General features: G+C 66.7%; 20 protein-coding genes and 1 tRNA gene. 10 read left to right on the forward strand and 11 right to left on the reverse strand.

From position 1 onward, the window contains the following. The first annotated feature begins 258 nt into the window (after positions 1–258). Positions 259–1,209, forward strand: a complete 951-nt coding sequence (locus tag GLS40_RS05360) for an aldo/keto reductase (protein WP_160381699.1) — start codon at positions 259–261, stop codon at positions 1,207–1,209. Between the two features lie 3 nt (positions 1,210–1,212). Here GLS40_RS05360 and hflX read toward each other — a convergent pair whose 3' ends face one another. The 4 genes from hflX to trkA form a co-directional block, all read right to left on the reverse strand. After that, the gene (gene hflX, locus GLS40_RS05365; RefSeq protein WP_408003723.1) at positions 1,213–2,484 is read right to left on the reverse strand and encodes a GTPase HflX; all 1,272 of its coding nucleotides are present in this window, start codon (positions 2,482–2,484) and stop codon (positions 1,213–1,215) included. Then, the gene (gene hfq / locus GLS40_RS05370) at positions 2,484–2,723 is read right to left on the reverse strand and encodes an RNA chaperone Hfq (RefSeq protein ID WP_160381701.1); all 240 of its coding nucleotides are present in this window, start codon (positions 2,721–2,723) and stop codon (positions 2,484–2,486) included. The genes hflX and hfq overlap by 1 nt, the downstream gene beginning before the upstream one ends. Before the next feature lie 149 nt (positions 2,724–2,872). After that, positions 2,873–4,390 (reverse strand): TrkH family potassium uptake protein, encoded by a 1,518-nt coding sequence (locus GLS40_RS05375; RefSeq protein WP_160381702.1) that lies wholly within the window; start codon positions 4,388–4,390, stop codon positions 2,873–2,875. Positions 4,391–4,394: 4 nt separating this feature from the next. Further along, a complete protein-coding gene (gene trkA, locus GLS40_RS05380; protein ID WP_160381703.1) occupies positions 4,395–5,771 on the reverse strand; it encodes a Trk system potassium transporter TrkA in 1,377 nt (458 codons plus the stop codon). Positions 5,772–5,885: 114 nt separating this feature from the next. Here trkA and GLS40_RS05385 point away from each other — a divergent pair, with 114 nt between their 5' ends. The 3 genes from GLS40_RS05385 (at position 5,886) to GLS40_RS05395 (ending at position 8,527) form a co-directional block, all read left to right on the forward strand. Next, entirely contained in the window at positions 5,886–6,368 is a 483-nt protein-coding gene (locus GLS40_RS05385; protein ID WP_160381704.1) for a hypothetical protein, read from the forward strand. A gap of 93 nt (positions 6,369–6,461) precedes the next feature. Then, the gene (guaA, locus tag GLS40_RS05390) at positions 6,462–8,024 is read left to right on the forward strand and encodes a glutamine-hydrolyzing GMP synthase (protein WP_160381705.1); all 1,563 of its coding nucleotides are present in this window, start codon (positions 6,462–6,464) and stop codon (positions 8,022–8,024) included. Between the two features lie 77 nt (positions 8,025–8,101). Further along, positions 8,102–8,527 (forward strand): Fur family transcriptional regulator, encoded by a 426-nt coding sequence (locus tag GLS40_RS05395; RefSeq protein ID WP_160381706.1) that lies wholly within the window; start codon positions 8,102–8,104, stop codon positions 8,525–8,527. Positions 8,528–8,680: 153 nt separating this feature from the next. Here the strand turns inward: GLS40_RS05395 and GLS40_RS05400 are convergent, their stop codons facing one another. Continuing rightward, complete coding sequence (locus GLS40_RS05400) at positions 8,681–8,950, reverse strand: usg protein (protein ID WP_160381707.1); 270 nt, start codon at positions 8,948–8,950, stop codon at positions 8,681–8,683. A gap of 192 nt (positions 8,951–9,142) precedes the next feature. On the opposite strand from GLS40_RS05400, the gene gyrA reads away from it, so the two are divergent. Together gyrA and GLS40_RS05410 are read left to right on the forward strand one after the other, a co-directional pair. Continuing rightward, positions 9,143–11,893, forward strand: coding sequence for a DNA gyrase subunit A (gyrA, locus tag GLS40_RS05405; RefSeq protein ID WP_160381708.1), 2,751 nt, complete (start codon positions 9,143–9,145; stop codon positions 11,891–11,893). An 81-nt stretch (positions 11,894–11,974) separates the two neighbouring features. Then, positions 11,975–12,814 (forward strand): LysR family transcriptional regulator, encoded by an 840-nt coding sequence (locus GLS40_RS05410; protein WP_160381709.1) that lies wholly within the window; start codon positions 11,975–11,977, stop codon positions 12,812–12,814. Between the two features lie 298 nt (positions 12,815–13,112). Here GLS40_RS05410 and GLS40_RS05415 read toward each other — a convergent pair whose 3' ends face one another. Genes GLS40_RS05415 through GLS40_RS05425 form a run of 3 tightly spaced genes read right to left on the reverse strand, consistent with a single transcriptional unit; the run spans position 13,113 to position 16,512 of the window. Further along, entirely contained in the window at positions 13,113–14,588 is a 1,476-nt protein-coding gene (locus GLS40_RS05415) for a carboxypeptidase M32 (protein ID WP_160381710.1), read from the reverse strand. A 1-nt stretch (position 14,589) separates the two neighbouring features. Further along, complete coding sequence (gene ctaA / locus GLS40_RS05420) at positions 14,590–15,726, reverse strand: heme A synthase (protein WP_160381711.1); 1,137 nt, start codon at positions 15,724–15,726, stop codon at positions 14,590–14,592. A 51-nt stretch (positions 15,727–15,777) separates the two neighbouring features. Next, positions 15,778–16,512, reverse strand: a complete 735-nt coding sequence (locus GLS40_RS05425) for an RNA methyltransferase (RefSeq protein WP_160381712.1) — start codon at positions 16,510–16,512, stop codon at positions 15,778–15,780. A 232-nt stretch (positions 16,513–16,744) separates the two neighbouring features. Here GLS40_RS05425 and GLS40_RS05430 point away from each other — a divergent pair, with 232 nt between their 5' ends. Further along, positions 16,745–17,365, forward strand: coding sequence for a thiamine phosphate synthase (locus tag GLS40_RS05430; RefSeq protein WP_160381713.1), 621 nt, complete (start codon positions 16,745–16,747; stop codon positions 17,363–17,365). A 116-nt stretch (positions 17,366–17,481) separates the two neighbouring features. On the opposite strand, the gene GLS40_RS05435 is transcribed toward GLS40_RS05430, so the two are convergent. The 3 genes from GLS40_RS05435 to GLS40_RS05445 all read right to left on the reverse strand — a co-directional run bounded on the left by GLS40_RS05435 (position 17,482) and on the right by GLS40_RS05445 (position 19,416). After that, a complete protein-coding gene (locus GLS40_RS05435) occupies positions 17,482–18,312 on the reverse strand; it encodes a lysophospholipid acyltransferase family protein (protein ID WP_160381714.1) in 831 nt (276 codons plus the stop codon). Beyond that, entirely contained in the window at positions 18,312–19,130 is an 819-nt protein-coding gene (locus tag GLS40_RS05440; protein WP_235905778.1) for a GNAT family N-acetyltransferase, read from the reverse strand. The genes GLS40_RS05435 and GLS40_RS05440 overlap by 1 nt, the downstream gene beginning before the upstream one ends. A gap of 103 nt (positions 19,131–19,233) precedes the next feature. After that, positions 19,234–19,416, reverse strand: coding sequence for a DUF3553 domain-containing protein (locus GLS40_RS05445; protein WP_160381715.1), 183 nt, complete (start codon positions 19,414–19,416; stop codon positions 19,234–19,236). A 39-nt stretch (positions 19,417–19,455) separates the two neighbouring features. Between GLS40_RS05445 and GLS40_RS05450 the strand changes: the two genes are divergently transcribed. From GLS40_RS05450 to GLS40_RS05460, 3 genes are all read left to right on the forward strand, one after another. Further along, positions 19,456–20,061, forward strand: coding sequence for a histidine phosphotransferase family protein (locus GLS40_RS05450; RefSeq protein WP_160381716.1), 606 nt, complete (start codon positions 19,456–19,458; stop codon positions 20,059–20,061). Positions 20,062–20,173: 112 nt separating this feature from the next. After that, complete coding sequence (locus GLS40_RS05455; RefSeq protein ID WP_160381717.1) at positions 20,174–22,216, forward strand: ASKHA domain-containing protein; 2,043 nt, start codon at positions 20,174–20,176, stop codon at positions 22,214–22,216. A gap of 37 nt (positions 22,217–22,253) precedes the next feature. Further along, positions 22,254–22,327: transfer RNA gene (locus GLS40_RS05460), tRNA-Gly, on the forward strand. Positions 22,328–22,329: the final 2 nt, after the last annotated feature.

Consider the following 22,329-nt stretch of genomic DNA (forward strand, 5'->3'; position numbering starts at 1 on the left):
GCCGGTCGCAACACGCCCCAGCCAGTCGCAATACGCCCGGGCCGGGCGCAACACGCCCCGGCCTCCGCGCCGGGGCCTCATGGGACACGGGCAACCGATGCCGCGTCGGCTCTGGCACCGCGGGGTCCCGGCGCAAGGCCGGGACAGGTCACGCCCCTGCCCCCCACGGCTCTCATCCTGCCATCTCACCGCCCGCCCTTGACGGCCCGTCGGCCCGCGTCACCTGATGGCACCCGTACCGCATCAAGGAGCAGCCCCATGCAGAAACGTCGCCTCGGCAAGACCGGCCTCGACATCTCTCCCATCGTTTTCGGCGGCAACGTCTTCGGCTGGACGGCGGATGAGCCGACCTCGTTCCGTCTGCTGGACATGAGCCTGGAGGCCGGGCTGAACACGATCGACACGGCCGATGTCTATTCCCGCTGGGGCAACGGTCATACGGGCGGGGAAAGCGAGACAGTGATCGGCAACTGGCTGGCCAGCCATCCCGGCCATCGGGACAAGGTCGTGATCATCACCAAGGTCGGCTCGGACATGGGCGGCGAAGGCAAGAAGGGCCTTTCGCCCAGGTGGATCGAAGAGGAGGTGGAGCAGTCGCTCTCGCGGCTCAAGACCGATTACATCGACCTCTACCTCTCGCACCGCCCCGATCCCGACACCCCGCAGGAAGAGACCCTGACCGCCTATGCCAGGCTGATCGAGTCCGGCAAGGTCCGCGCCATCGGGGCGTCGAATTTCGACCGCGCGCTGATGGAGCAGGCCGATGCCGCCGCGGCCAGCGCCGGTGTCACGCCCTATGCGGCGCAGCAGCCGGAATACAATCTCTATTCACGCGCCAGTTTCGAAGGTCCGCTGGCCGAATACTGCCTCGCGAACGATATCGGCGTGATCCCCTATTTCTCGCTCGCCGCCGGGTTCCTGACCGGCAAATACCGGACCGAGGCCGACCTGACAGGCCCGCGCGGGGAACGCAGCATCGCGAAATACATGGATCAGAAGGGCATGACCCTGCTGGCCGCGATGGACGAGGTGGCCGAACAGACCGGCGCCTCGCTGGCCGAGATCGCCCTGGCCTGGATGCTGCGCAAACCGGCGGTCACGGCGCCCATTGCCTCGGCCACGTCGGAAAGCCAGCTGGCGACGCTGATCCGCTCGGTAGAGCTGAACCTGAGCGATGCGCAGATGGCCAGGCTGGACGCGGCGGTCTGAGCGCTACATCCGCTCGAATCGCGCGGCCTGCGCCGGGGTCCAGAGCACGTCGAGCACCAGCTCGTCCTCGTCCCGGCGCTCGCCCTGCACCACGCCCTGTTCGTAAAGCCAGGCGCGCTTGCGGCCCGCCTCGTAGGGCAGGTGCAGCTCGGTCCGCTGCCGGGTGCCGCCCAGGCGGGTGGCGATCTCTTCCAGCAGGACATCCAGCCCCTCGCCGGTGACGGCGGAAAGCGCAAGCGTTCCGTCCTCGCGGCTGGCACGGCCCGACAGGATGGCGCGGTCGGTCTCGGGCAGCAGGTCGATCTTGTTCCAGACCTCCAGCACCGGGACATCCTCGGAAAGGCCCAGATCGGCCAGGATATCCTCGACATCCGCCGCCTGTTCCCGCGTCTCGGGGTGCGAGATGTCGCGCACATGCAGCACCACATCGGCCTCCAGCACCTCTTCCAGCGTCGCGCGGAAGGCGGCGACCAGCTGGGTCGGCAGGTCCGAGATGAAGCCCACGGTGTCCGACAGGATCACCTCGGGCCCGTCGGGCAGCTTGACCCGCCGCATGGTCGGGTCGAGCGTGGCAAAGAGCATGTCCTTGGCCAGCACGTCCGCCCCGGTCAACCGGTTGAACAGCGTGGATTTTCCGGCGTTGGTATAGCCCACCAGCGCGACGATGGGGAACGGCACCTTGGCCCGGGCGGCGCGGTGCAGCTCGCGTGTGCGGACCACGCGGTCCAGCTGGCGGCGCAACCGCACAAGTTGTTCGTCGATCGCGCGGCGGTCGGCCTCGATCTGCGTCTCGCCGGGGCCGCCGACAAAGCCCAGCCCGCCCCGCTGGCGTTCCAGGTGGGTCCAGGCGCGCACCAGCCGGGTGCGCTGGTAGCTGAGCGCCGCCATTTCGACCTGCAGCACGCCCTCGCGCGTGCGGGCGCGGTCCGAGAAGATCTCGAGGATCAGCCCGGTCCGGTCCAGCAGCTTGACCTTCCACTTCTTTTCCAGGTTGCGCTGCTGCACCGGGGTGACCGGGCCGTCCACCAGCACCAGCTCGACCTCGGCCTCGGCAAATTGCGCGCGCAGTTCCTCGATCTTTCCCGAGCCGAAGAGCGTGGCCGGCACCGGCTTGGCCAGCCGCACGATGCCCTGGCCCACCACGTCCAGCCCCGGCAACGCATGGGCCAGCGACACGGCTTCGGCCAATGCGTATTCGGGCGCGTGGCGGGTGTCCTCACGCGTCAGGTCGGGGTGCAGGATCCAGGCGCGTGTGCGGCCCGGCTCTTGGGGAATCAATTGGATTCTTCGCCCTCGTAGAGGCTGATCGGCTGCGACGGCATGATGGTTGAAATCGCATGCTTGTAGACCAGCTGCGATTGACCGTCACGGCGCAGAAGCACGCAGAAGTTGTCAAACCAGGTGATCACACCCTGCAGTTTGACACCGTTGATCAGGAAAATCGTGACCGGAACCTTGGTTTTCCGGACGTGGTTGAGAAATGCATCCTGCAAATTCTGTCGATCTGACGCCATTGTAATGCCTTTGTTCTTGCGGAGTGCCGCGTACCGGCGCGTCCCTTGTCCGGTAGTCAGTATGGAGTGCGTGAAAGCGAGTTTCCAGAGTTAATCAAGTGGGATTTTCCGTGCAGACCGCATTCTGCGTCACGGTTGCCACATTTCGCTCATTCCCGCCAGAGATCCGGGTTGAAAAGCGCAATGATGGCCAGCAGTTCCAGCCGCCCCATGATCATCACGGCGCAGAGCGTCGCCTTGGCCCAGGGGCCCAGTTCGGCCAGCGAAATCGGCACGTCGGCGGCTGCATGGATCAGCGGGCCGGTGGTCGTCAGCGCGGCGATGCTCATCAGCATCGCGGCTTCGAACCCCGAGCCGAGCGCGGCCAGCAGCGTGGTGGCAGCCGCCAGGGTCATGGCGAAGAGCATGAAGAAGATCCAGGCGTGATGCGCGCCGCGCCGCCGCATCCGGCGGCTCATGCTGCCCGATCCGCCGATGGAATGCGGATGCACCAGGCGCTCCAGCTCTCTCCGGCTGGCGAGGTAGAGCGCGAAGACCCTGAGCAGCTTGACCCCGCCCGCCGTGGTCGCCACGCCGCCGCCGATCATCGCCAGACCCATCAGGATCATGCCCGGCGTGCCCAGCCCCGACCACATGCGCGCGGTTTCCCATTCCGCGCTGACGAAGCCGGTGGTGGACAGGAAGGACAGCGTGGTGAACAGCGCACCCCAGAGCGCGCGCAGCCCCAGCATCAGGTCCTCGCCGCTGTCGACCTCGAAGGCGGCGACCCAGTGGCGCAGGAACAGCAGCCCGGGCACGATCAGGATCAGCGCCGCGCCCATGCGGAATTCCGGGTCACGCCAGATCACCTGCCGGGCCGAGGAGGTGTCGGAGGAGAAGGTCATCCGCGACAGGGCAAAGAACAGGAAGAGGAAGATCACGATCTCGCCGCCCATGCCCGACTGGCTGTTGCGGATGCCCCCGACCGGGGAAATCCCGCTGGTCGCCATCGTCGACATGGCATGGCAAAGCGCGACAAAGGCGGTATCGCCCCCGATGATCAGGAACAGCCAGAGCGCCCCGGTCAGCCCCGCATAGACCGGCACCAGCAGGGCCGAGATCCGTCCGACCCGGCGCAGCAGCGCGGCCCGACGGAACTGGTCCAGCCGGGTCTCGCCCATGTGGTCATAGGCCACCGATGTGACCTCGAACCCGCCAAGCAGCAGCGGCGCCATCACCGCGCCCGCCGCGATCCACATCAGCAGCCCGCCCATCCAGCCGACCTGCGCCCGCCACAGGTGCAAAGCATTCGGCAGCCGGCGCGGATCCTCGAAGATCGTGGCGCCGGTGGTGGTCAGGCTCGACACCATTTCGAAATAGCTGTTGAGGTAGGTTGTGGTGCGCAGCGTCTCGTAGAACGGCAGGGCCAGCAGGATCGGCAGGAACAGGAAGGCGGCGAACAGGGCCAGCAGGCCGTTCAGCTCTTCCTTGCGGCCACGGCGGCGCGGGCCCCGGGCCAGCGCGATGATGCCCGACAGGAACAGGCCCAGCAGGCCCGAATACAGAAAGGTGCGCGCGCTGGTGAAATCCTCGACCGACAGCGCGTAGAGCGCGGGCAGAAACATCGAGGCCGAGGCGAAGGCGGCCAGGAGCAGGAACAGCGGCTGGTCTTGCAGGCGGACGCGCATCGGCTCAGAAATAGTCGATGGAGACCTGGAGCAGCCTCTCGACCTCGGGCACATCGGCGGCCAGGGCAAAGATCACGATCACGTCGCCCTCCTCCACCTTGGTGGAGCCAAGCGGCTTGGTCACCTTGTCGCCCTTGAGGATCGCACCGATCAGCACGCCTTCGGGAAAGTCGATATCGCGGATCGAGCGGCCCGAGATCGGCGAGGTCGACAGCACCTCGGCCTCGATCACCTCGGCCTCGGCATCGCCGATGGAATAGACCCCGCGCACCCGCCCGTGGCGGATATGGCGCAGGATCGAGGACACGGTCGTGCCGCGCGGGTTGATATAGGCGTCGATTCCCAGCGGGCCCAGCAGGGGCACCAGCGTCGGGTCGTTGATCAGCGCGATGGCCATCGGGCAGCCCTGCTGCTTGGCCCGGACCGAGGCAAGCAGGTTCGTCTTGTCGTCATCGGTCACCGCCAGGATGGCATCGGCGCGATCCACGCCCGCCTCGTTCAGCAGTGCCGAATCCAGGCCGTCGCCGTTCAGCACGATGGTGCGTTCCAGCGCATCGGCGGCCTTTTCGGCGGTCTGGCGATTCTTTTCGATCACCTTGGCGCGCACCCGCTTGGTGCGGTCCTCCAGCGCCTGGGCCACGGCGAGACCGACGTTGCCGCCGCCCACGATGACCACCCGCTCCTGCGTCTTGACCGATTTGCCAAAGACTTCGAGCGTGCGGGCCACATCCTCGTTCACCACAAAGACATAGCAGTCGTCGCCCGGAAACAGCTGGTCGCCCGGTTCGGGTGCAAACAGCCGCCCCTCGCGGCGGATGCCCACGACCACGGCGCGCAGGGTGGAAAACAGATCCGTCAGCTGCCTGAGCGGCGTGTTCACCACCGGGCAGTCCTCGTGGATCTGGATGCCCAGCAGTTGGGCGCGCCCGTTCAGGAAGGTTTCCGTGTCGAATGCGGCGGGGGCGGACAGGCGCTGCAGCGCGGCCTCGGCCACCTCGCGTTCCGGGCTGATCACCACGTCGATGGGCATGTGATCGCGGCGGTAGAGGTCGGAATAGATCGCGTCGAGGTAACTTTTGGCACGCAGCCGGGCGATCTTGCGCGGGATCGAAAAGATCGAATGCGCGACCTGGCAGATCACCATGTTCACTTCGTCGGAATAGGTCGCGGCGATGATCATGTCGGCATCGCGCGCGCCGGCCCGGTCGAGGATGTCGGGATAGGAGGCGAATCCGGCAATGCCCTGCACATCGAGCGTGTCGGTGGCGCGGGCGACGAGATCCGGATTGTTGTCCACGACGGTAACGTCGTTGTTCTCGCCTGACAGATGGCGGGCGATCTGCCAGCCGACCTGCCCTGCACCGCAGATGATGACCTTCATCAAGCCGTCCCGTTGGCCGGGGCCATTCGGCGCCCCATGAGCCCCGTGCATGACAGAACCGCCTATAACGGTCAATTCAATTGTAAACCCCGCGCAGCATGGCAGAATGCCGCCATGACACAGGCCACTTTTTCCCGCGTTCTGCCCGCCTTTGCCCTGCTTGCCCTGCTGGGCGCCTGCGGGTCCGAGACGATCTATTACCGCCCCGGCGTCGAAGTGACGCGCGCCCAGGGGGACGAGGTCGCCTGCGGACGCAGCGCCCTGGCCGACGCGCCGGTGCGGATGGAACGCGAGGTCATCCCGGGCGATTACGTCCCCCCGCACAAGCATTGCGACGCGGCGGGGAACTGCCTGGTGGAGCCGGGGTTCTGGCAGCCCGACCGCTTTGTCACCCGCGACGTGAACAAGGACCTGCGCCGCCAGATCGCCCGCCAGTGCATGGCCGAGAAAGGCTATCAGCGGATCACCCTGCCCGCCTGTTCCAACGGGGTGAAGGCCGCCGTGCCGCCCGCGATCACCACGGTGATGCCGCGCCTGACCTCGCAGGCCTGCGTGATCCAGCGGCCCAACGACTATTACCAGATCGTGCCGGGCTGATCCGCCCGTTCGCGCGGCGCTTTGTGCGCCCGGGCGCGCCCGCGCCACGCTGCCCTCTTGCGCCCATCCCGGCTCCGGCTTAGAGGCTCACACATGAGCCAGACATCGCATGACCGCCTCCTCATCGTCGACTTCGGCAGCCAGGTGACGCAGCTGATCGCGCGCCGCCTGCGTGAGCTGAATGTCTATTGCGAGATCCACCCCTTCCAGAACGTGACCGAGGCGTTTCTCGACACCTTCGCGCCAAAGGCGGTGATCCTTTCGGGCGGGCCCGCCTCGGTCTTTGCCGAAGGCGCGCCCACGATCCCGATGAAGGTGTTCGACCTGGGCGTGCCGATGCTGGGGATCTGCTACGGCCAGCAGCTGATGATGCATCTGCTGGGCGGCAAGGTGGAACGCGGCCACAACACGGCCGAGTTCGGCCGCGCCTATGTCACGCCCACGCAAGAGCGGATCGACCTGCTGAACGGCTGGTTCCTCGAGGCGCGCGAACAGGTCTGGATGAGCCACGGCGACCATGTCTCGGCCATCGCGCCGGGGTTCCAGGTCTACGGCACCTCGCCCAATGCGCCCTTTGCCATCACGGCCGATCTGTCGCGCAATTTCTACGCGGTGCAGTTCCACCCCGAGGTGCACCACACGCCGAACGGCAAGACGCTCTATCAGAACTTCGTCCGGATGGCCGGGTTCACCGGCGACTGGACGATGGGCGCCTACCGCGAGGAAGCGATCCGCAAGATCCGCGACCAGGTCGGCGACCGCAAGGTGATCTGCGGCCTGTCCGGCGGGGTCGACAGCTCGGTCGCGGCGGTGCTGATCCACGAGGCGATCGGCGATCAGCTGACCTGCGTCTTTGTCGATCACGGCCTGCTGCGCCTGAACGAGGCCGAGGAAGTCGTGGGCATGTTCCGCGACAACTACAACATCCCGCTGATCCATGCGGACGAGAGCGACCTGTTCCTGGGCGAGCTCGAAGGCATCGCGGACCCGGAACAGAAGCGCAAGACCATCGGGCGCCTCTTCATCGACGTGTTCCAGAAACATGCCAACGATATCGACGGAGCCGAATTCCTGGCCCAGGGCACGCTCTACCCCGACGTGATCGAAAGCGTCAGCTTCTCGGGCGGGCCCTCGGTCACGATCAAGTCGCACCACAATGTCGGCGGCCTGCCCGAAAAGATGGGGCTGAAGCTGGTCGAACCGCTGCGCGAGCTGTTCAAGGACGAGGTCCGCGCCCTGGGGCGCGAGCTGGGCCTGCCCGACAGCTTCATCGGGCGCCATCCCTTCCCCGGCCCGGGCCTGGCCATCCGCTGCCCCGGCGAGATCACGCGCGACAAGCTCGACATCCTGCGCAAGGCGGATGCGGTCTATATCGACCAGATCCGCAAGCACGGGCTTTACGACGAAATCTGGCAGGCCTTCGTGGCCATCCTGCCGGTGCGCACCGTGGGCGTGATGGGCGACTATCGCACCTACGACTACGCCTGCGCCCTGCGCGCGGTGACCTCGGTCGACGGGATGACGGCGGATTACTATCCCTTCTCGCACGAGTTCCTGGGCGAGACGGCGACCCGCATCATCAACGAGGTGCAGGGCATCAACCGCGTCACCTATGACGTGACCTCCAAGCCCCCCGGAACGATCGAGTGGGAATGACCGCCCCGCCGCGGTAGACGCGCGGCCCCCGGTATGTCCTATTGGGCACCACCGCCAAGCCAACCGGAACGCGATTGATGGCCAAACGCGACACGATCATCGCCCGCTGCGAATCCCACGGATTGCGCCTGACAGATCAGCGCCGGGTGATCGCCGGGGTGCTGGAAATGTCGCGCGACCATCCGGATGTCGAAGAGCTGCACGCCCGCGCCAATGCCCGCGATCCGCGCGTCTCGCTCGCCACGGTCTATCGCACGGTCAAGCTGTGGGAAGAGGCCGGGATCCTCGAAAAGGTCGATTTCGGCGACGGCCGCGCCCGCTACGAGGATGCCGAGCGCGATCATCACGACCACCTGATCGACATGAACACCGGCACCGTGATCGAATTTGTCGATCCCGAGATCGAGGAGCTGCAGGAGCGCATCGCCAAGCGCCTCGGCTATCGCCTGCTGGGGCACAAGCTGGAACTCTACGGGGTCCCCGCCAAGCGTGACGAGAGCTGAGGGCGCGGAGGCCTCCGGCGGGAGTATTTTGAACGAGATGAAGCCGGGATCGGCCTCCCCAGCTTCCTCTGGCCGGAAATATCCCGGGGGAGTCGCAGGCGCAGCCTGCGGCGGGGGCAGCGCCCCCCGCCCGGCCGGATGGTCCGCGCGCCCTCAGTGGTAGGTGAATTCCCCCACCACGTTGCGCCAGCGGCCCGGCGAGATCTCCTTGCGGTGCGTGAAGCGGACGGAATGCAGCGGGCCCTCGATCTCGTTCTGCCAGAATTCGATGAACTTGAAGAGCCGCGGATGGTCCGGCGCGATGTCGTAATCCTGCCAGACGAAGGTGTTCAGCACATGGGCGAAATCCGGCATGTGATAGGTGAATTCCGCGGTGGTCAGCCCATAGCCCTTGAGCATCAGTTCCGTTGCGCTTGTCTGCATATTGCACCTCTGATCGTGTACCTGTAACAACAGGATGCTTTCGGCCAGAAAAATTTCAACAAGAACAATATGTTGGCAGCATGCGCGCCCGGCTGCCAACAACTCTGGCCTTGCGACATTGCACCCCGGATATTGGCGGTGCTATAACTCCGGGACCTAGATGTAGTTCCCCTTCAGGACAAGGCCGACAAGTTGAACGATACGCCCGAACCCCCTGAAAACGAAGACGAAAAACCGGCATCGGCCTATCGGGGCCCGTCGGTTTCGATCACCGACGAGATGCGCACCTCTTACCTCGACTACGCGATGAGCGTGATCGTGGCGCGCGCCATCCCGGATCTGAGGGACGGCCTAAAACCTGTGCACCGGCGCATCCTCTATGCCATGCACGAGGTCGGCAACACGCACGACAAGTCCTATCGCAAGTCGTCGCGCCCGGTGGCGGATGCCATGGGCAAGTACCACCCGCATGGCGACTCGGCGATCTATGACGCCCTGGTGCGGATGGCGCAGGACTTTTCCATGTCGCTGCCCCTGCTCGACGGTCAGGGCAACTTCGGCTCGATGGACGGGGACAAGGCCGCGGCCTTCCGTTACACCGAGGTGCGGATGGCCAAGGCGGCGGCCTACATGCTGGCGGATATCGACAAGGACACCGTCAACTTCCAGGACAATTACGACGGCAAGGACCGCGAACCCACCGTCCTGCCGGCCCGATTCCCGAACATGCTGGTCAATGGCGCGGGCGGCATCGCCGTCGGCATGGCGACCAACATCCCGCCCCACAACCTGGGCGAGGTGGTCGATGCCACCCTGGCGCTGATCGAGAATCCCGACCTGTCGGTCGAGGAGCTGATCCAGTACGTCCCCGGCCCCGATTTCCCCACCGGCGGCATCATGCTGGGCCGCTCTGGCGCGCGGAAGGCCTATCTCGAAGGGCGCGGCAGCGTCATCGTGCGCTCCAAGACCCATGTGGAAGAGCTGCGCAAGGACCGCTACGCCATCGTCATCGACGAGATTCCCTATCAGGTGAACAAGGCGGTGATGATCGAGAAGATCGCCGAACATGTCCGCGAGAAGCGGATCGAGGGCATCGCCCATGTGCAGGACGAATCCGATCGTGCCGGCGTGCGCGTGGTGATCGAGCTCAAGCGCGACGCGACGCCGGATGTGGTGCTGAACCAGCTCTGGCGCTTCACGCCGATGCAGACCTCGTTCGGCTGCAACATGCTGGCGCTGAACGGCGGCAAGCCCGAGACGCTGACGCTCTACGGTTTCCTGTCGGCTTTCATCCAGTTCCGCGAAGAGGTCGTCGCCCGCCGCACCGCGTTCGAGCTGCGCAAGGCGCGCGAGCGCAGCCATGTGCTCTGCGGTCTGGCCGTGGCCGTGTCGAACGTGGACGAGGTGGTCGCCACCATCCGCGCCTCGGCCGATGCTGCCGAAGCGCGCGAAAAGCTGATGACCCGGCGCTGGCCCGCGCTGTCGATTGCCGAATACATCAAGCTGATCGACGACCCGACCCACCGGATGAACGAGGACGGGACCTATAACCTGTCCGAGACCCAGGCCCGCGCCATCTTGGACCTGCGCCTGCAGCGCCTGACCCAGCTGGGCGTGCAGGAGGTCACCGACGAGCTGCAGGAGCTGGCGGGCAAGATCCGCGAGTATCTGGAAATCCTCGGCTCGCGCGAGCGGATCATGGCCATCATCAGCGACGAGCTGCGCGAGGTGAAGGAGCTCTTTGCCGTTCCCCGCCGGACCGAAATCGTCGACTGGGCGGGCGACATGGAGGACGAGGACCTCATCGAGCGTGAGGACATGGTCGTCACCGTCACCCAGGGCGGCTATATCCGGCGCACCCCGCTGGCCGATTACCGCGCGCAGCGGCGTGGCGGCAAGGGGCTGTCGGGCGGCGATCTGAAGGATGACGACGTGGTCACCACGCTCTTCGTCGCCAATACCCATACGCAGCTGCTGTTCTTCACCACTGACGGGATGGTCTACAAGCTCAAGACCTGGCGCCTGCCGCTTGGCGGGCGGACCTCGCGCGGGAAGGCCATCGTGAACATCCTGCCGATCCCGACGGGTGTCTCGATCGCGGCGATCATGCCCGTCGACCGGCCCGAGGAGGAATGGGGCGATCTGCAGATCGTCTTTGCGACCTCCGCCGGGACGGTGCGGCGCAACGCGCTGTCGGATTTCACCAATGTCATGCGCAACGGCAAGATCGCGATGAAGTTCGAGGGCGAGGCCGATGGCTGGCGCCTGATCAACGCCGCGATCTGCGGGGCCGAGGACGACGTGATGCTCTTCACCCAGTCCGGCCGTGCGATCCGGTTCCGGGCGGATGACGTGCGGGTGTTCAACTCGCGCAACTCCACCGGCGTGCGGGGTGTCCGGCTGAACGAGAACGACGAGGTCACCTCGATGTTCGTCCTGCCGACCTTCGTGGCGGAAAGCGACGAGCGTGCCTCGTACCTCAAGATGCGCCGCGCGATGGCGGGCGACGTCGAACAGACGCAGGATGACGAGGAAGGCAATGCGGACATGCCGCTGAGCCAGGAACGCTATGCCCAGATGTCGGCCGCCGAGACGCTGATCGTCACGGTGACCGCGGGCGGCGCGGGCCATATCTCGTCGTCCCACGATTACCCGCTGCGCGGACGGGGCGGCATGGGCGTGACCGCCTGGGAGAAATCCATGCGCACCGGCCAGATCATCGCCGCCTTCCCGGTCGAGATGGACGACCAGATCATGCTGGCCACCTCGCGCGGGCAATCGATCCGTGTGCCGGTCGACGGGATCTCCTTCCGCTCGCGCAGCGCCGGCGGGGTCAAGGTGTTCAACACCGGCGCCGGGGAATTTGTCGTCTCGGTCGCCCGCATCGCGGACCAGTCCGAAGAGGACGGGACCGAAGCCGATGGCAGCGCCCCCGAGGCCTGAGGCCCGGGCGGCCCTGTCCGGCGCGCAATACGGGACGGCCCTGCCCGGGCCGCCCCGGCCTGAACCGAGGACACGGGCCGAATGAAGAACTGGGACGACCTGCGCTACCTGATCGCGGTGCACAAGACCGGCAGCATGAGTGCCGCCGCCCGCCTGCTCGACACCAACCCCGCCACCGTGTCGCGCCGTCTTGGCCGGCTGGGCGAGGCCCTGGGCTTCGACCTCTTCGTCAAGACGCCCGAGGGCTGGGTCGCCAACGAGGCGATATCGGACCTGATCGAGAGCGCCACCAATTTCGAGAACGAGATCGTCACCTACCTGAACGCCAAGAGCGACCAGGACCAGCCGAGTTCGGGCACCATCACCATCGGTTGCCCGCCGGCGATTTCGACCTACGTTCTCTACCCCGCGTTGAATCAGTTTCTGGTCGACTGGCCGAATGTCTCGATGGTGTTCAACTCGCAGATGTTCACCGAGGCCCTGGGCGAGAACGACATGATCGTGGTGCCCGTACGCCCCACCCAGGGCCGCCTCGTGGTGCGCAATGTGGGCCGGATGCGGATGAATGTCTTCTGCTATCCCGACAGTCCGCGAACGGGCATCTGGATCGGGTTGAACCGTGCGCACGAGCCGCAGCCGCCGATGCAGAAGGCACGCGAGATCATGGGCGGGGGCGATCCCTATTTCCGTGTCGAAACCTTGCATGAGGTTGCGAACATGGTGAAATCCACCCGCCTGCCCGGCCTGATGCCCAATGTCGCCGCGACCCGCGAAGAGGGGCTGGAGAAGTTCGACCCCGAAAGCCGGGACATCGAAAGCCAGATGTACCTCTGCTTCCACGAGACCCGGCGCAAGGACCCGCTGCTGCGCGCCGTGGCCGACTGGGTGATTGCCCAGTTCAACGCGACAAGTGATCTCTGAGAGTCATCTATTGATGACGGATCGACGGTCGAAATCCGCTTATCGCGGATATTGTCCTTGAATACGGCACCGTCTTGTGATCTACCATTGCGTGTGTTGTTCAGATTGAGACATGTCCTGCATGTCTCCTTCGAGTTGTGGCCCCGTTAGCTGACGCATCCGCGGGGTCATGAGTATCCGGTACTTGTGTCCCCGACGGGGGATGCCTGCGCCGGGTCTTGGTGGCTTGACGTTTCTACCCCGTCAAACCCTTCCGACTTGGACCGGCCCTCAGGGTCGGTCCTTTTTTCTGTCGGCGTCAGAGGGCGTAAAGCCCGGTGAACTTCGCCTCGATGTAATCCAGCAGCGGCCCGGCAGAGGGCGCATGCCCGCAGGCCTGGGTGATGACCTCTTGCGGTGTCATCAGCCCGCCGTGGCGCTGCACCCGCTCGCGCAGCCAGGCAGTGGCCGGACCGGTGTCGCCCCGGGCCAGCTGGGCGTCCAGGTCGCTCACATCCCGCCTGAGGGCGGCATGCAGGCAGCCCGCATAGACATTGCCCAGCGAATAGGTCGGGAAGTAGCCGAACAGCCCCACCGACCAATGCACATCCTGCAGGCAGCCAAGCGAGGCACGCGGCACGGCATAGCCGAAATCGCGCTCGAACCGCTCGTTCCAGGCGCCCTCCAGATCCGCGACGGCCAAGTCGCCCGAGATCAGCGCCTTTTCCAGGTCGAAGCGCAGCATGATATGCAGGTTGTACTGCACCTCGTCCGCCTCGGTCCGGATGTAATCCTTCTGCACCCGGTTCACCGCGGCGTAAAACGCATCGGCGCCGCTCACCCCCAGGTCGCCAAAGGCCTGCTGCATCTGCTGGTAGAGATAGCCGGTAAAGGCGCGCGACCGGCCCAGCTGGTTCTCGTAAATCCGGCTCTGGCTTTCATGCACGCCCATCGACACGCCGCTGCCCAGCGGGGTCAGCGCATAATCCGGGTCGATCCCCTGTTCATAGCAGGCATGGCCCACCTCGTGGATCGTCGAATAGAAGCAGTTGAACGGATCCGCCGGGCTGGTCCGCGTGGTGATCCGCACATCGCTGCCCGACCCGCTGGAAAACGGATGTACTGCCTTGTCGATCCGCCCCCGGGTGAAATCATAGCCAAAGGTCTCGGCCAGCCGCCGCGACAGGGCCATCTGCGCCTCTTCCGGAAAGCTGCCGGTCAGGCCGTCGGGCATCGGCTTGTCCAGGATCGCCTCGCGCAGGGCCACCAGACGGGGCCGCATCTCGCCGAACATGGCGTCCAGCTGCGCGGCGGTCATGTCGGGTTCGTAGTCGTCGATCATCGCGTCATAGACGTCGCCGCCTGCCGCCAGGGCCTGCCCCTCCTCGCGCTTCAGCGCGACGACCTTGGCCAGCACCGGGGCAAAGGCCGCGAAATCGTCCGCTGCCCGCGCCTCGGCCCATTTGCCCTGGCTGACCGAGGTCACGCGGGCGATCTCGGCCGCCAGCCGCGCCGGCACGCGGGTCGCCCGGTCAAAGGAGCGGCGGATGTGGCGCAGCTTGGCCGCCGCCACGGGGTCCAGCTCGGCGCCTTCCAGCGCGGCCAGCCATGCGCCCAGGCGGGGATCGGTACGCCGGGCATGCAGCATGCCCTCCATCGCTGCCATCTCCTCGCCCCGCTGGTCGGCGGCGCCGCGCGGCATCATGGTTTCCTGGTCCCACCCCAGCCGCCCGGCGATCTGCGCCAGCGCCTCGGTGTCGCGTTGATAGGCCAGCAGCTCGTCAAGTGCGCTCATGTCATCGTCCCCGGATGGAGGTTGCAATCGGATAGGCCGACAGGAAGCGCGCCCGCAGGATCAGCACCCAGACCACCACGGCCAGCACCTGGTGCACGATGGCCACCTGCCAGGGCGCGCCCGTCATCACCGTGTAGATGCCAAGCATCACCTGCCCCAGCAGCGCGACGAAGGCGGCGGTAAAGGCCGTCCGCGTGGTGCCATGCGCCGAGCGGCGGCCGCGCAGCAGTGCCATGATCCCGTACAGGAACAGCAGGTAGCCGGTGCAGCGGTGCACGAATTGCACCAGCCCGGGGTTCTCCAGCCAGTTGCGCCAGGCCGGTTCCAGCAGGAAGGGGTCCGGCGGCAGCCAGCCCCCGCCGATGGTGGGCCAGTCGGTATAGCTGCGCCCGGCGTCGATCCCCGCCACCAGCGCCCCGATCAGGATCTGCAGAAAGGCGAAATGCATCCACCCGGTGGCCACGCCGAACTGCCGCGCCTCCTTCGCGCGGCGGGCCTGCATCAGGTCGCGCTCGTCGCGCCCCAGCAGGAAGACATACCAGGCGATGAAACCCAGGATGATGAAGGCAAGGCCGAGGTGCGTCGCCAGCCGGTAGGAGGCGACATCCAGCATCGTTCCCTTCAGCCCCGAGGAAACCATCCACCAGCCCACGGCGCCCTGCAGCCCGCCAAGCGCGCCGATCAGGATCAGCCGCCGGTGCCAGCCCGCCGGCACCTTGCCAAGCGCCCAGAGCCCCAGGTAGCCAAGCGCCCAGACCAGTCCGATGGCGCGGCCCAGCTGACGGTGGCCCCATTCCCACCAGTAGATCTGCTTGAAATCGGCCAGCTCCATCCACTTGTTCTGCAACTGGAATTCCGGGATCGTCTGGTAGCGGGCAAATTCGGCCTGCCAGTCGGCCTCGCTCATCGGCGGCAGCGCGCCGGTCAGCGGCCGCCACTCGGTGATCGACAACCCGCTGTCGGTCAGCCGGGTCAGCCCGCCAACCGCGATCATCACCGCGACCATGGCAAAGAGGATCATCAGCCAGATCCGCACCGCCCCGCGCGACCCGCGCCGGGCCCGGTCGATCACCCCGGTCTGGACCTGCGCCTTGGGCGCATCGCCGACCTCTTCGAAAATGCTGCGTTTCTGGCTCATGGCGCCCTCCGTTCGGCGCGAAACCTATGCCCGGCGGCGGGGATGGGCAAGCTAGTCGCCGCGTTCCTTCCACCGGACCATCTGACGCAGGACCCCGTGCAGCATCTGCACATCCGCCCGGGTCAGCGGCATCCGGGACCAGAGGTTGCGCAGGTTCAGCTTCATCCCCTCGGCCTTGGTTTCGGGAAAGAAGAAGCCCGCCGTCTCCAGCCGCGCCTCGTAATGCTGCGCCAGCTTCTCCATCTCGACCTGGCTCGCCCAGTCGGCGCCGGCCAGCTCCACCCGTTCCGGCACGACCTCCACCCCCTGCCGGCGCCATTCATAGGCCGTCAGCAGGACGCATTGTGCCAGGTTGAGAGAGGCGAACTCCGGGTTCACCGGGACCGAGACGATGGCATTGGCCCGGGCGATGTCGTCGTTTTCCAGCCCCGCCCGCTCGGGCCCGAACAGCACGGCCACCTTCTCGCCGCCCGCGATCTTCTCGCGCGCCATCTCCATCGCGCGCTCGGGCGTGACCACGGGCTTGGTCAGCCCCCGCCCCCGCGCCGTCGTGGCAAAGACATAGGAACAATCCGCCACCGCCTCGGCGGTATCGGCGCAGATCCCGGCGTGATCCAGCAGCCGCCCTGCACCGCTCGCCATCGCCACGGCCTTCTGGTTCGGCCAGCCGTCGCGCGGATCGACGATCCGCATCCGGTCCAGCCCGAAATTCCACATCGCCCGCGCTGCGCCGCCGATGTTCTCGCCCATCTGCGGCCGCACCAGGACAAACACAGGCTGCGCCATACCATTCTCCCGATCAGACTTTGGGCCTCATACCACGCTCCCCCCGGGGAACAAGGCGCAACCCGCCTGCTTCCTCTGGCCGGAAATATCCTCGGGGGGTGAATTGCGCCAAAGGCGCAAGAGGGGGGCAGACAGCCCCCCTGACCCGGGCGGAGGCAGCGCCTCCGCCACCCCCTTTTCCCGCCGTTGCGCAGGCTGTATAGCACCGCGAAGACAAGAGGACCCGCACCCCATGGCCGAAACCGAGACCCCGCAGATCTACCTGATCTCTCCGCCCGATTTCGACCTGTCGGATTTCCCCTCGACCCTCGCCGCCCTGCTCGACGCGCAAGAGATCGCCTGCGTCCGCCTGGCGCTGGCCACTAGGGACGAGGATCGCATCTGCCGGGCCGCCGATGCCCTGCGCGAGGTGACCCATGCCCGCGACGTGGCGCTGGTGATCGACACGCATTTTGTCCTGGCCGACCGGCTGGGCCTCGACGGTGTGCACCTGGTCGACGGCGCCCGCTCGGTGCGCAAGGCGCGCAAGGCGCTTGGCCCCGATGCCATTGTCGGCAGCTTCTGCGCCGCCTCGCGGCACGAAGGCATCAACGCGGGCGAAGCGGGCTGCGACTACATCGCCTTCGGCCCCATCGGCGCCACCGCCCTGGCCGGCGGCGAGACGGCGCAGGACGAGCTGTTCCAGTGGTGGTCCGAGATGATCGAACTGCCCGTGGTGGCCGAGGGCGCATTGGATCTCGCCGCCATCGAACGCCTCGCCCCGATCACCGATTTCTTCGGCCTCGGCGCCGAGATCTGGGATGCCGAGGACCCGCGCGCCGCCCTCGCCCAGCTCACCGCCCCGCTGGGCTGAGCCCCGCGCGGATACGGGTCACAAGTGATCCGCCGCTCCGCGGCCTCTGGCCTCAGGCGATCCGCCGCTCCGTGGCTTCTGGCATCAGGCGATCCGCCGCTTCGCGGTCTCTAGCCTCATGTGATCCGCCGCTCTGCGGGCATGCCACCGCGCACCACGGCCTCGGCCCGGGCGGCCAGCGCCTTGCGGTCCGCGAAATCGGCCACCCGCAGCGGGGGATGCCAGATCACCTCCACCCGGCCCTGGGGCGCCTGGGACAGCGCCTTGACCAGCGCCGCGCCGAAACTCATGTCGCCCCACCAGCCATAGAACCGCGGGTCCTCGCCCTCCGGCGCATGGTAGACCACCGTCACCGGCTGCACGAAAAGCGTCTGGCGCAGCGCCGGTTCGAAGAAGGCGGCAAACAGCGTCGTCTTGAACGGCAGCACCCGCATCCCGTCGGTCGAGGTGCCCTCGGGAAAGAACAGCAGCCGGTGCCCCAGCGACAGCCGCTCGCGAAAGACCTCGGTCTGCGAGCGCGCCTCGCGCCGGTCGCGGTTGATGAAGATCGTGCCGGTCGCCCGGGCCAGCCAGCCGATGCCGAACCATCCCGCCACCTCGGCCTTGGACACGAAATAGATCCGCTGCGCCGCGTTCAGGGTAAAGATGTCCAGCCACGAGGCATGGTTGGCCACCACCGCGCCCCCCTCGGGCATCGGCTGGCCCGTCACCCGGAACTCCATCCCGATGATGCGGTAGAACCCCTTGCAGACCAGCTGCACCAGCCGCCCGGTCACCGGGCGCTGCTGCCCGCAGAACAGCCGTTCAAACAGGCGAAGCACCAGCAGCAGGCCCAGCCCGCCAAAGATCATCGCCCCCGCCGGCAGCGCGCGCGCCCAGAAACGGATGCGCCCGGCCAGGCCGGGCCGCGCCGGCTGCGGCTCGTCTCCGGACGTCCAGGCCTGCATCAGCCGTTCAGCCCCCGGGAATAGATCGCGCGCTGCGTCTCGTTCATCCGCGCGGTATCGAGCACCAGGCAGACATCCACGGTGTTGAAATCGTGATCGACATACGCGCCCTCGCCCACGAATCCGCCAAGGCGCAGATAGGCCTTGATCAGCGCGGGCACCGCCAGCATGGCCGCCCGGCGGTCGAGCGCTTCCTCGGCCACCAGGTCCATCCGCTGGAAGTGATCCGGCTGCGCGCGCACCCGCAGGTCCGGCGGGGCCAGGTGGCGGTGGTGCAGCAGCGACAGCGGCCCGGCCAGCCGCTCCACCTCGGTGCCGTGAAACGAGGCCACGCCAAACAGAACCTCGATGCCGCGCTCGGCCACATAGGCCGACAGCGCGTTCCACAGATGCCACATCGCCATGCCGCCGCGATAATCGGGCAGCAGGCAGGAGCGCCCCAGCTCCAGCAGCCGCCGGCCCGAGGCCTTGAGCACCGAGAGGTCGTATTCGCTTTCGGAATAGAACTGTCCGACCTCGGCCAGCCGGTCCGAAGGCAGCAGGCGGTAGACGCCCACCACGCGGTCGCGGGCATCGGGCGCGTCGCTGTCCTCGTCGATCAGGATCAGGTGGTCGAAATGCGCGTCGAAGCGATCGCGTTCCAGCCGCGCGGCGTGATCGACCATCGGCCCGTCGCTACCCAGCTCTTCGACAAAGACGCGGTAGCGCAGGCGCTGCGCGCCCTCCAGGTCGGCCCCGTCCCGGGCCAGCCGCACCGTGAACGCGGGCGCCGCCTGTGGTTTCGCTTTCGGCTGCATCTGGCCCCGGCCGTTGCTCATCGCTGCGCGGCTTTTAGGAAACGCCCGCCGGCATGGCAATCCCTGCCGCACCCGAGGGCATCCGCGATCTTCCGCGCCGGCGTTAACCCTTCCGAAACCATTATCATGGTTCAAAAACCGGAAGGAGATGCACCCGGGATCCGTCGATCACCACCTTGCCCGCTTCTGGAAAGTTGACAGTGATCTTGCCCCCGATGTTTGATTGAACCTGCCCCAGGCCCCAATCGGGCTGGCCAGGATGTCTGACACGCATGCCGGGTTCGAGTAGCGAGTTGAGATCATCCATGAAGGCCCCCCCGGGTGTCCCGGGCATGAAAGGAATATCATGTGGCAGTCTAACCATAATCTTGCGTCCCTCATAGGGTCCCGGATCTGCCACGACCTGATTTCGCCCATCGGCGCCATCAGCAACGGGCTGGAACTGCTCTCGCTCGAAGGGCGCCCCGTCACGCCGGAACTGGCGCTGATCTCGGAATCGGTGGGCAATGCCAATGCGCGCATCCGCTTCCTGCGCATCGCCTTTGGCCTGGCCGGGCAGAACCAGCTGATCCGCCGGGGTGAGATCGCCTCGATCCTCGACGATCTCTGCGCCGGGGCCCGCGTGCAGTTCGACTGGACCCCGACGGCCGACCTTCAACGCGACCGGGTGCAGGAAATATTCCTTGCCCTTCAATGCTTTGAATCCGCCATGCCGCATGGTGGCACGGTGAGTGTCACCCAGTCGGCCGAGACCTCGGGATGGGAGGTTTCCGGCCCTGCCGAGTTCCACCGCCCCGCCCCCCACCTGTGGGAGTCGCTCGCGGATCCTGCCCGCCCGGCCGAGGTGCTGCCCGCCCAGGTGCAGTTCGCCCTGCTGCCTGCGGTGCTGAATGAACGCGGTGCCCGAATTTCCCTCGAATCGGCGCCCGGCACGCTCACCATGCGGTTCTGAGGGCGCCACCGGCCCCGCCTGCCGCCCGCCAGCCGGCTTTTGCCGCTTCCTGCCCTTTCGCTTTCTGTCCCACGGCCTATGCTCCGGGTCAAACAGGCGGAATGCGAAAGACATGGCACAGGATCCTCTCGTCATCTTTACCCCTTCGGGCAAGCGTGGGCGCGTCCCGGCCGGCACGCCGGTGTTGAGCGCCGCGCGCCAGCTGGGCGTCGACCTCGATTCGGTCTGCGGCGGCCGGGGCATCTGCTCGAAATGCCAGATCACGCCCTCTTACGGCGATTTCCCGAAACACGGCGTCACGGTGCGCGAGGATGCGCTGACGGAATGGAACGCGGTCGAGGCGCGGTACGACCGTGTCCGGGGCCTGAAGAAGGGGCGCCGGCTGGGCTGTCAGGCGACGATCCAGGCCGATGTGGTGATCGACGTGCCGCCCGAAAGCCAGGTCCACCGCCAGGTCGTGCGCAAGGAGGCCACGGTGCGCGACATCGTGATGGATGCCGCCACGCGCCTTTACTATGTCGAAGTGGCCGAGCCCGACATGCACGAGCCGTCGGGCGATTTCGAACGCCTGGCCGCGGCACTGGAAGAACAGTGGAATATCAAGGACATACAGGCCGATCTTACGCTTCTGGCGAAACTGCAGAAGGCGCTGCGCAAGGGCGACTGGAAAGTCACCGTCGCCGTCTTTGCGGACCATCACGGCGGCCCCTCGCGGATCACCGAGATCTGGCCGGGCCTGCATGAAGGCGGGCTGTTCGGGCTGGCGATCGACCTTGGCTCCACCACCATCGCGGCGCATCTGTGCGACCTGGACACCGGGGCGGTCATCGCCTCGGCCGGGGTGATGAACCCGCAGATCCGCTTTGGCGAAGACCTGATGTCGCGCGTCTCTTACGTGATGATGAACCCCGGCGGCGAGGTCGAGATGACCGCCGCCGTGCGCGAGGCGCTGAACACCCTGGCCACCGAGATCGCGGGCGAAGGCAAGATCGACCCGGCGCTGATCGTGGAAACCGTGATCGTCTGCAACCCGGTGATGCACCACCTTCTGCTGGGGCTGGATCCGGTGGAACTGGGTCAGGCGCCCTTTGCGCTGACCTCGTCCTCCTCGCTCACCCTGCCGTCGAGGGAACTTGAACTTCACGCCATAAACCCCCGGGCGCAAACCTATATCCTGCCCTGCATCGCGGGCCACGTGGGCGCCGACTGCGCCGCGGTCGCCCTGTCCGAAGAGCCGGAGAAATCCAAGGACCTGGTGCTGATCGTCGACGTCGGAACCAATGCGGAACTGTTGCTGGGCAATACCGAACGGGTGCTCGCCTGTTCCTCGCCCACAGGCCCGGCCTTCGAGGGTGCGCAGATCTCCAGCGGCCAGCGCGCCGCCCCCGGCGCCATCGAGCGTATCCGCATCGACCCGGTGACCAAGGAACCCCGGTTCCGCGTCATCGGCTGCGATCTGTGGTCCGACGAAGACGGCTTTGACGCCGCCACCGCCCAGACCGGCATCAGCGGCATCTGCGGTTCGGGCATCATCGAGGCGGTGGCCGAGATGCGCATGGCCGGCCTGCTCGACGCCTCGGGCCTGATCGGATCGGCCGCGCAGACCGGGACGGAGCGCTGCTTTGCCGAAGGGCGCACCCACTCCTACCTGATCCACGATGCCACCGCCGAGGGCGGCCCGCGCATCACCGTCACCGTGGGCGACATCCGCGCGATCCAGCTGGCCAAGGCCGCGCTCTATGCCGGGGCACGGCTGCTGATGGACGAGATGGGGGCCGAGACGGTGGACCGCGTGGTCCTGGCCGGGGCCTTTGGCGCGCATATCTCGCCAAAGCACGCGATGGTGCTGGGCATGATCCCCGACGTGCCGCTGGACAAGGTCGTCACCGCCGGGAACGCCGCCGGGACCGGCGCGCGCATCGCGCTGTGCAACCGCGCCGCGCGGGCCCGGATCGAAACCCAGGTGCGCGAGATCACCAAGGTGGAAACCGCCATCGCGCCCCGGTTTCAAGAGCATTTCGTGGCCGCCAGCGCCATTCCCCACGCCAGCGATCCCTTCCCGAACCTCGCCACGGCGGTCACCCTGCCGGGCGTGTCCTTCAACATGGGCGGCGATGGCGAGGGCGGCGGGCGCAGGCGCCGCAGAAGGGCTTGACCGGATCGCGGGCTTGGCATACCTCTCGCGCGGCGTTGCGGGTGTAGCTCAATGGTAGAGCAGCAGCTTCCCAAGCTGACGACGAGGGTTCGATTCCCTTCACCCGCTCCAGG

The organism is Pseudooceanicola pacificus, assembly GCF_009789075.1.
Classification (GTDB): domain Bacteria; phylum Pseudomonadota; class Alphaproteobacteria; order Rhodobacterales; family Rhodobacteraceae; genus Pseudooceanicola; species Pseudooceanicola pacificus.

Bases quoted from the DNA above. Each gene is read 5' to 3' on its own strand.
- GLS40_RS05360 (WP_160381699.1), top strand. From the start codon at position 259: ATGCAGAAACGTCGCCTCGGCAAGACCGGCCTCGACATCTCTCCCATC.
- hfq (WP_160381701.1), bottom strand. From the start codon at position 2,723: ATGGCGTCAGATCGACAGAATTTGCAGGATGCATTTCTCAACCACGTC.
- GLS40_RS05375 (WP_160381702.1), bottom strand. From the start codon at position 4,390: ATGCGCGTCCGCCTGCAAGACCAGCCGCTGTTCCTGCTCCTGGCCGCC.
- trkA (WP_160381703.1), bottom strand. From the start codon at position 5,771: ATGAAGGTCATCATCTGCGGTGCAGGGCAGGTCGGCTGGCAGATCGCC.
- GLS40_RS05385 (WP_160381704.1), top strand. From the start codon at position 5,886: ATGACACAGGCCACTTTTTCCCGCGTTCTGCCCGCCTTTGCCCTGCTT.
- guaA (WP_160381705.1), top strand. From the start codon at position 6,462: ATGAGCCAGACATCGCATGACCGCCTCCTCATCGTCGACTTCGGCAGC.
- GLS40_RS05395 (WP_160381706.1), top strand. From the start codon at position 8,102: ATGGCCAAACGCGACACGATCATCGCCCGCTGCGAATCCCACGGATTG.
- GLS40_RS05400 (WP_160381707.1), bottom strand. From the start codon at position 8,950: ATGCAGACAAGCGCAACGGAACTGATGCTCAAGGGCTATGGGCTGACC.
- GLS40_RS05410 (WP_160381709.1), top strand. From the start codon at position 11,975: ATGAAGAACTGGGACGACCTGCGCTACCTGATCGCGGTGCACAAGACC.
- GLS40_RS05415 (WP_160381710.1), bottom strand. From the start codon at position 14,588: ATGAGCGCACTTGACGAGCTGCTGGCCTATCAACGCGACACCGAGGCG.
- ctaA (WP_160381711.1), bottom strand. From the start codon at position 15,726: ATGAGCCAGAAACGCAGCATTTTCGAAGAGGTCGGCGATGCGCCCAAG.
- GLS40_RS05425 (WP_160381712.1), bottom strand. From the start codon at position 16,512: ATGGCGCAGCCTGTGTTTGTCCTGGTGCGGCCGCAGATGGGCGAGAAC.
- GLS40_RS05430 (WP_160381713.1), top strand. From the start codon at position 16,745: ATGGCCGAAACCGAGACCCCGCAGATCTACCTGATCTCTCCGCCCGAT.
- GLS40_RS05435 (WP_160381714.1), bottom strand. From the start codon at position 18,312: ATGCAGGCCTGGACGTCCGGAGACGAGCCGCAGCCGGCGCGGCCCGGC.
- GLS40_RS05440 (WP_235905778.1), bottom strand. From the start codon at position 19,130: ATGAGCAACGGCCGGGGCCAGATGCAGCCGAAAGCGAAACCACAGGCG.
- GLS40_RS05445 (WP_160381715.1), bottom strand. From the start codon at position 19,416: ATGGATGATCTCAACTCGCTACTCGAACCCGGCATGCGTGTCAGACAT.
- GLS40_RS05450 (WP_160381716.1), top strand. From the start codon at position 19,456: ATGTGGCAGTCTAACCATAATCTTGCGTCCCTCATAGGGTCCCGGATC.
- GLS40_RS05455 (WP_160381717.1), top strand. From the start codon at position 20,174: ATGGCACAGGATCCTCTCGTCATCTTTACCCCTTCGGGCAAGCGTGGG.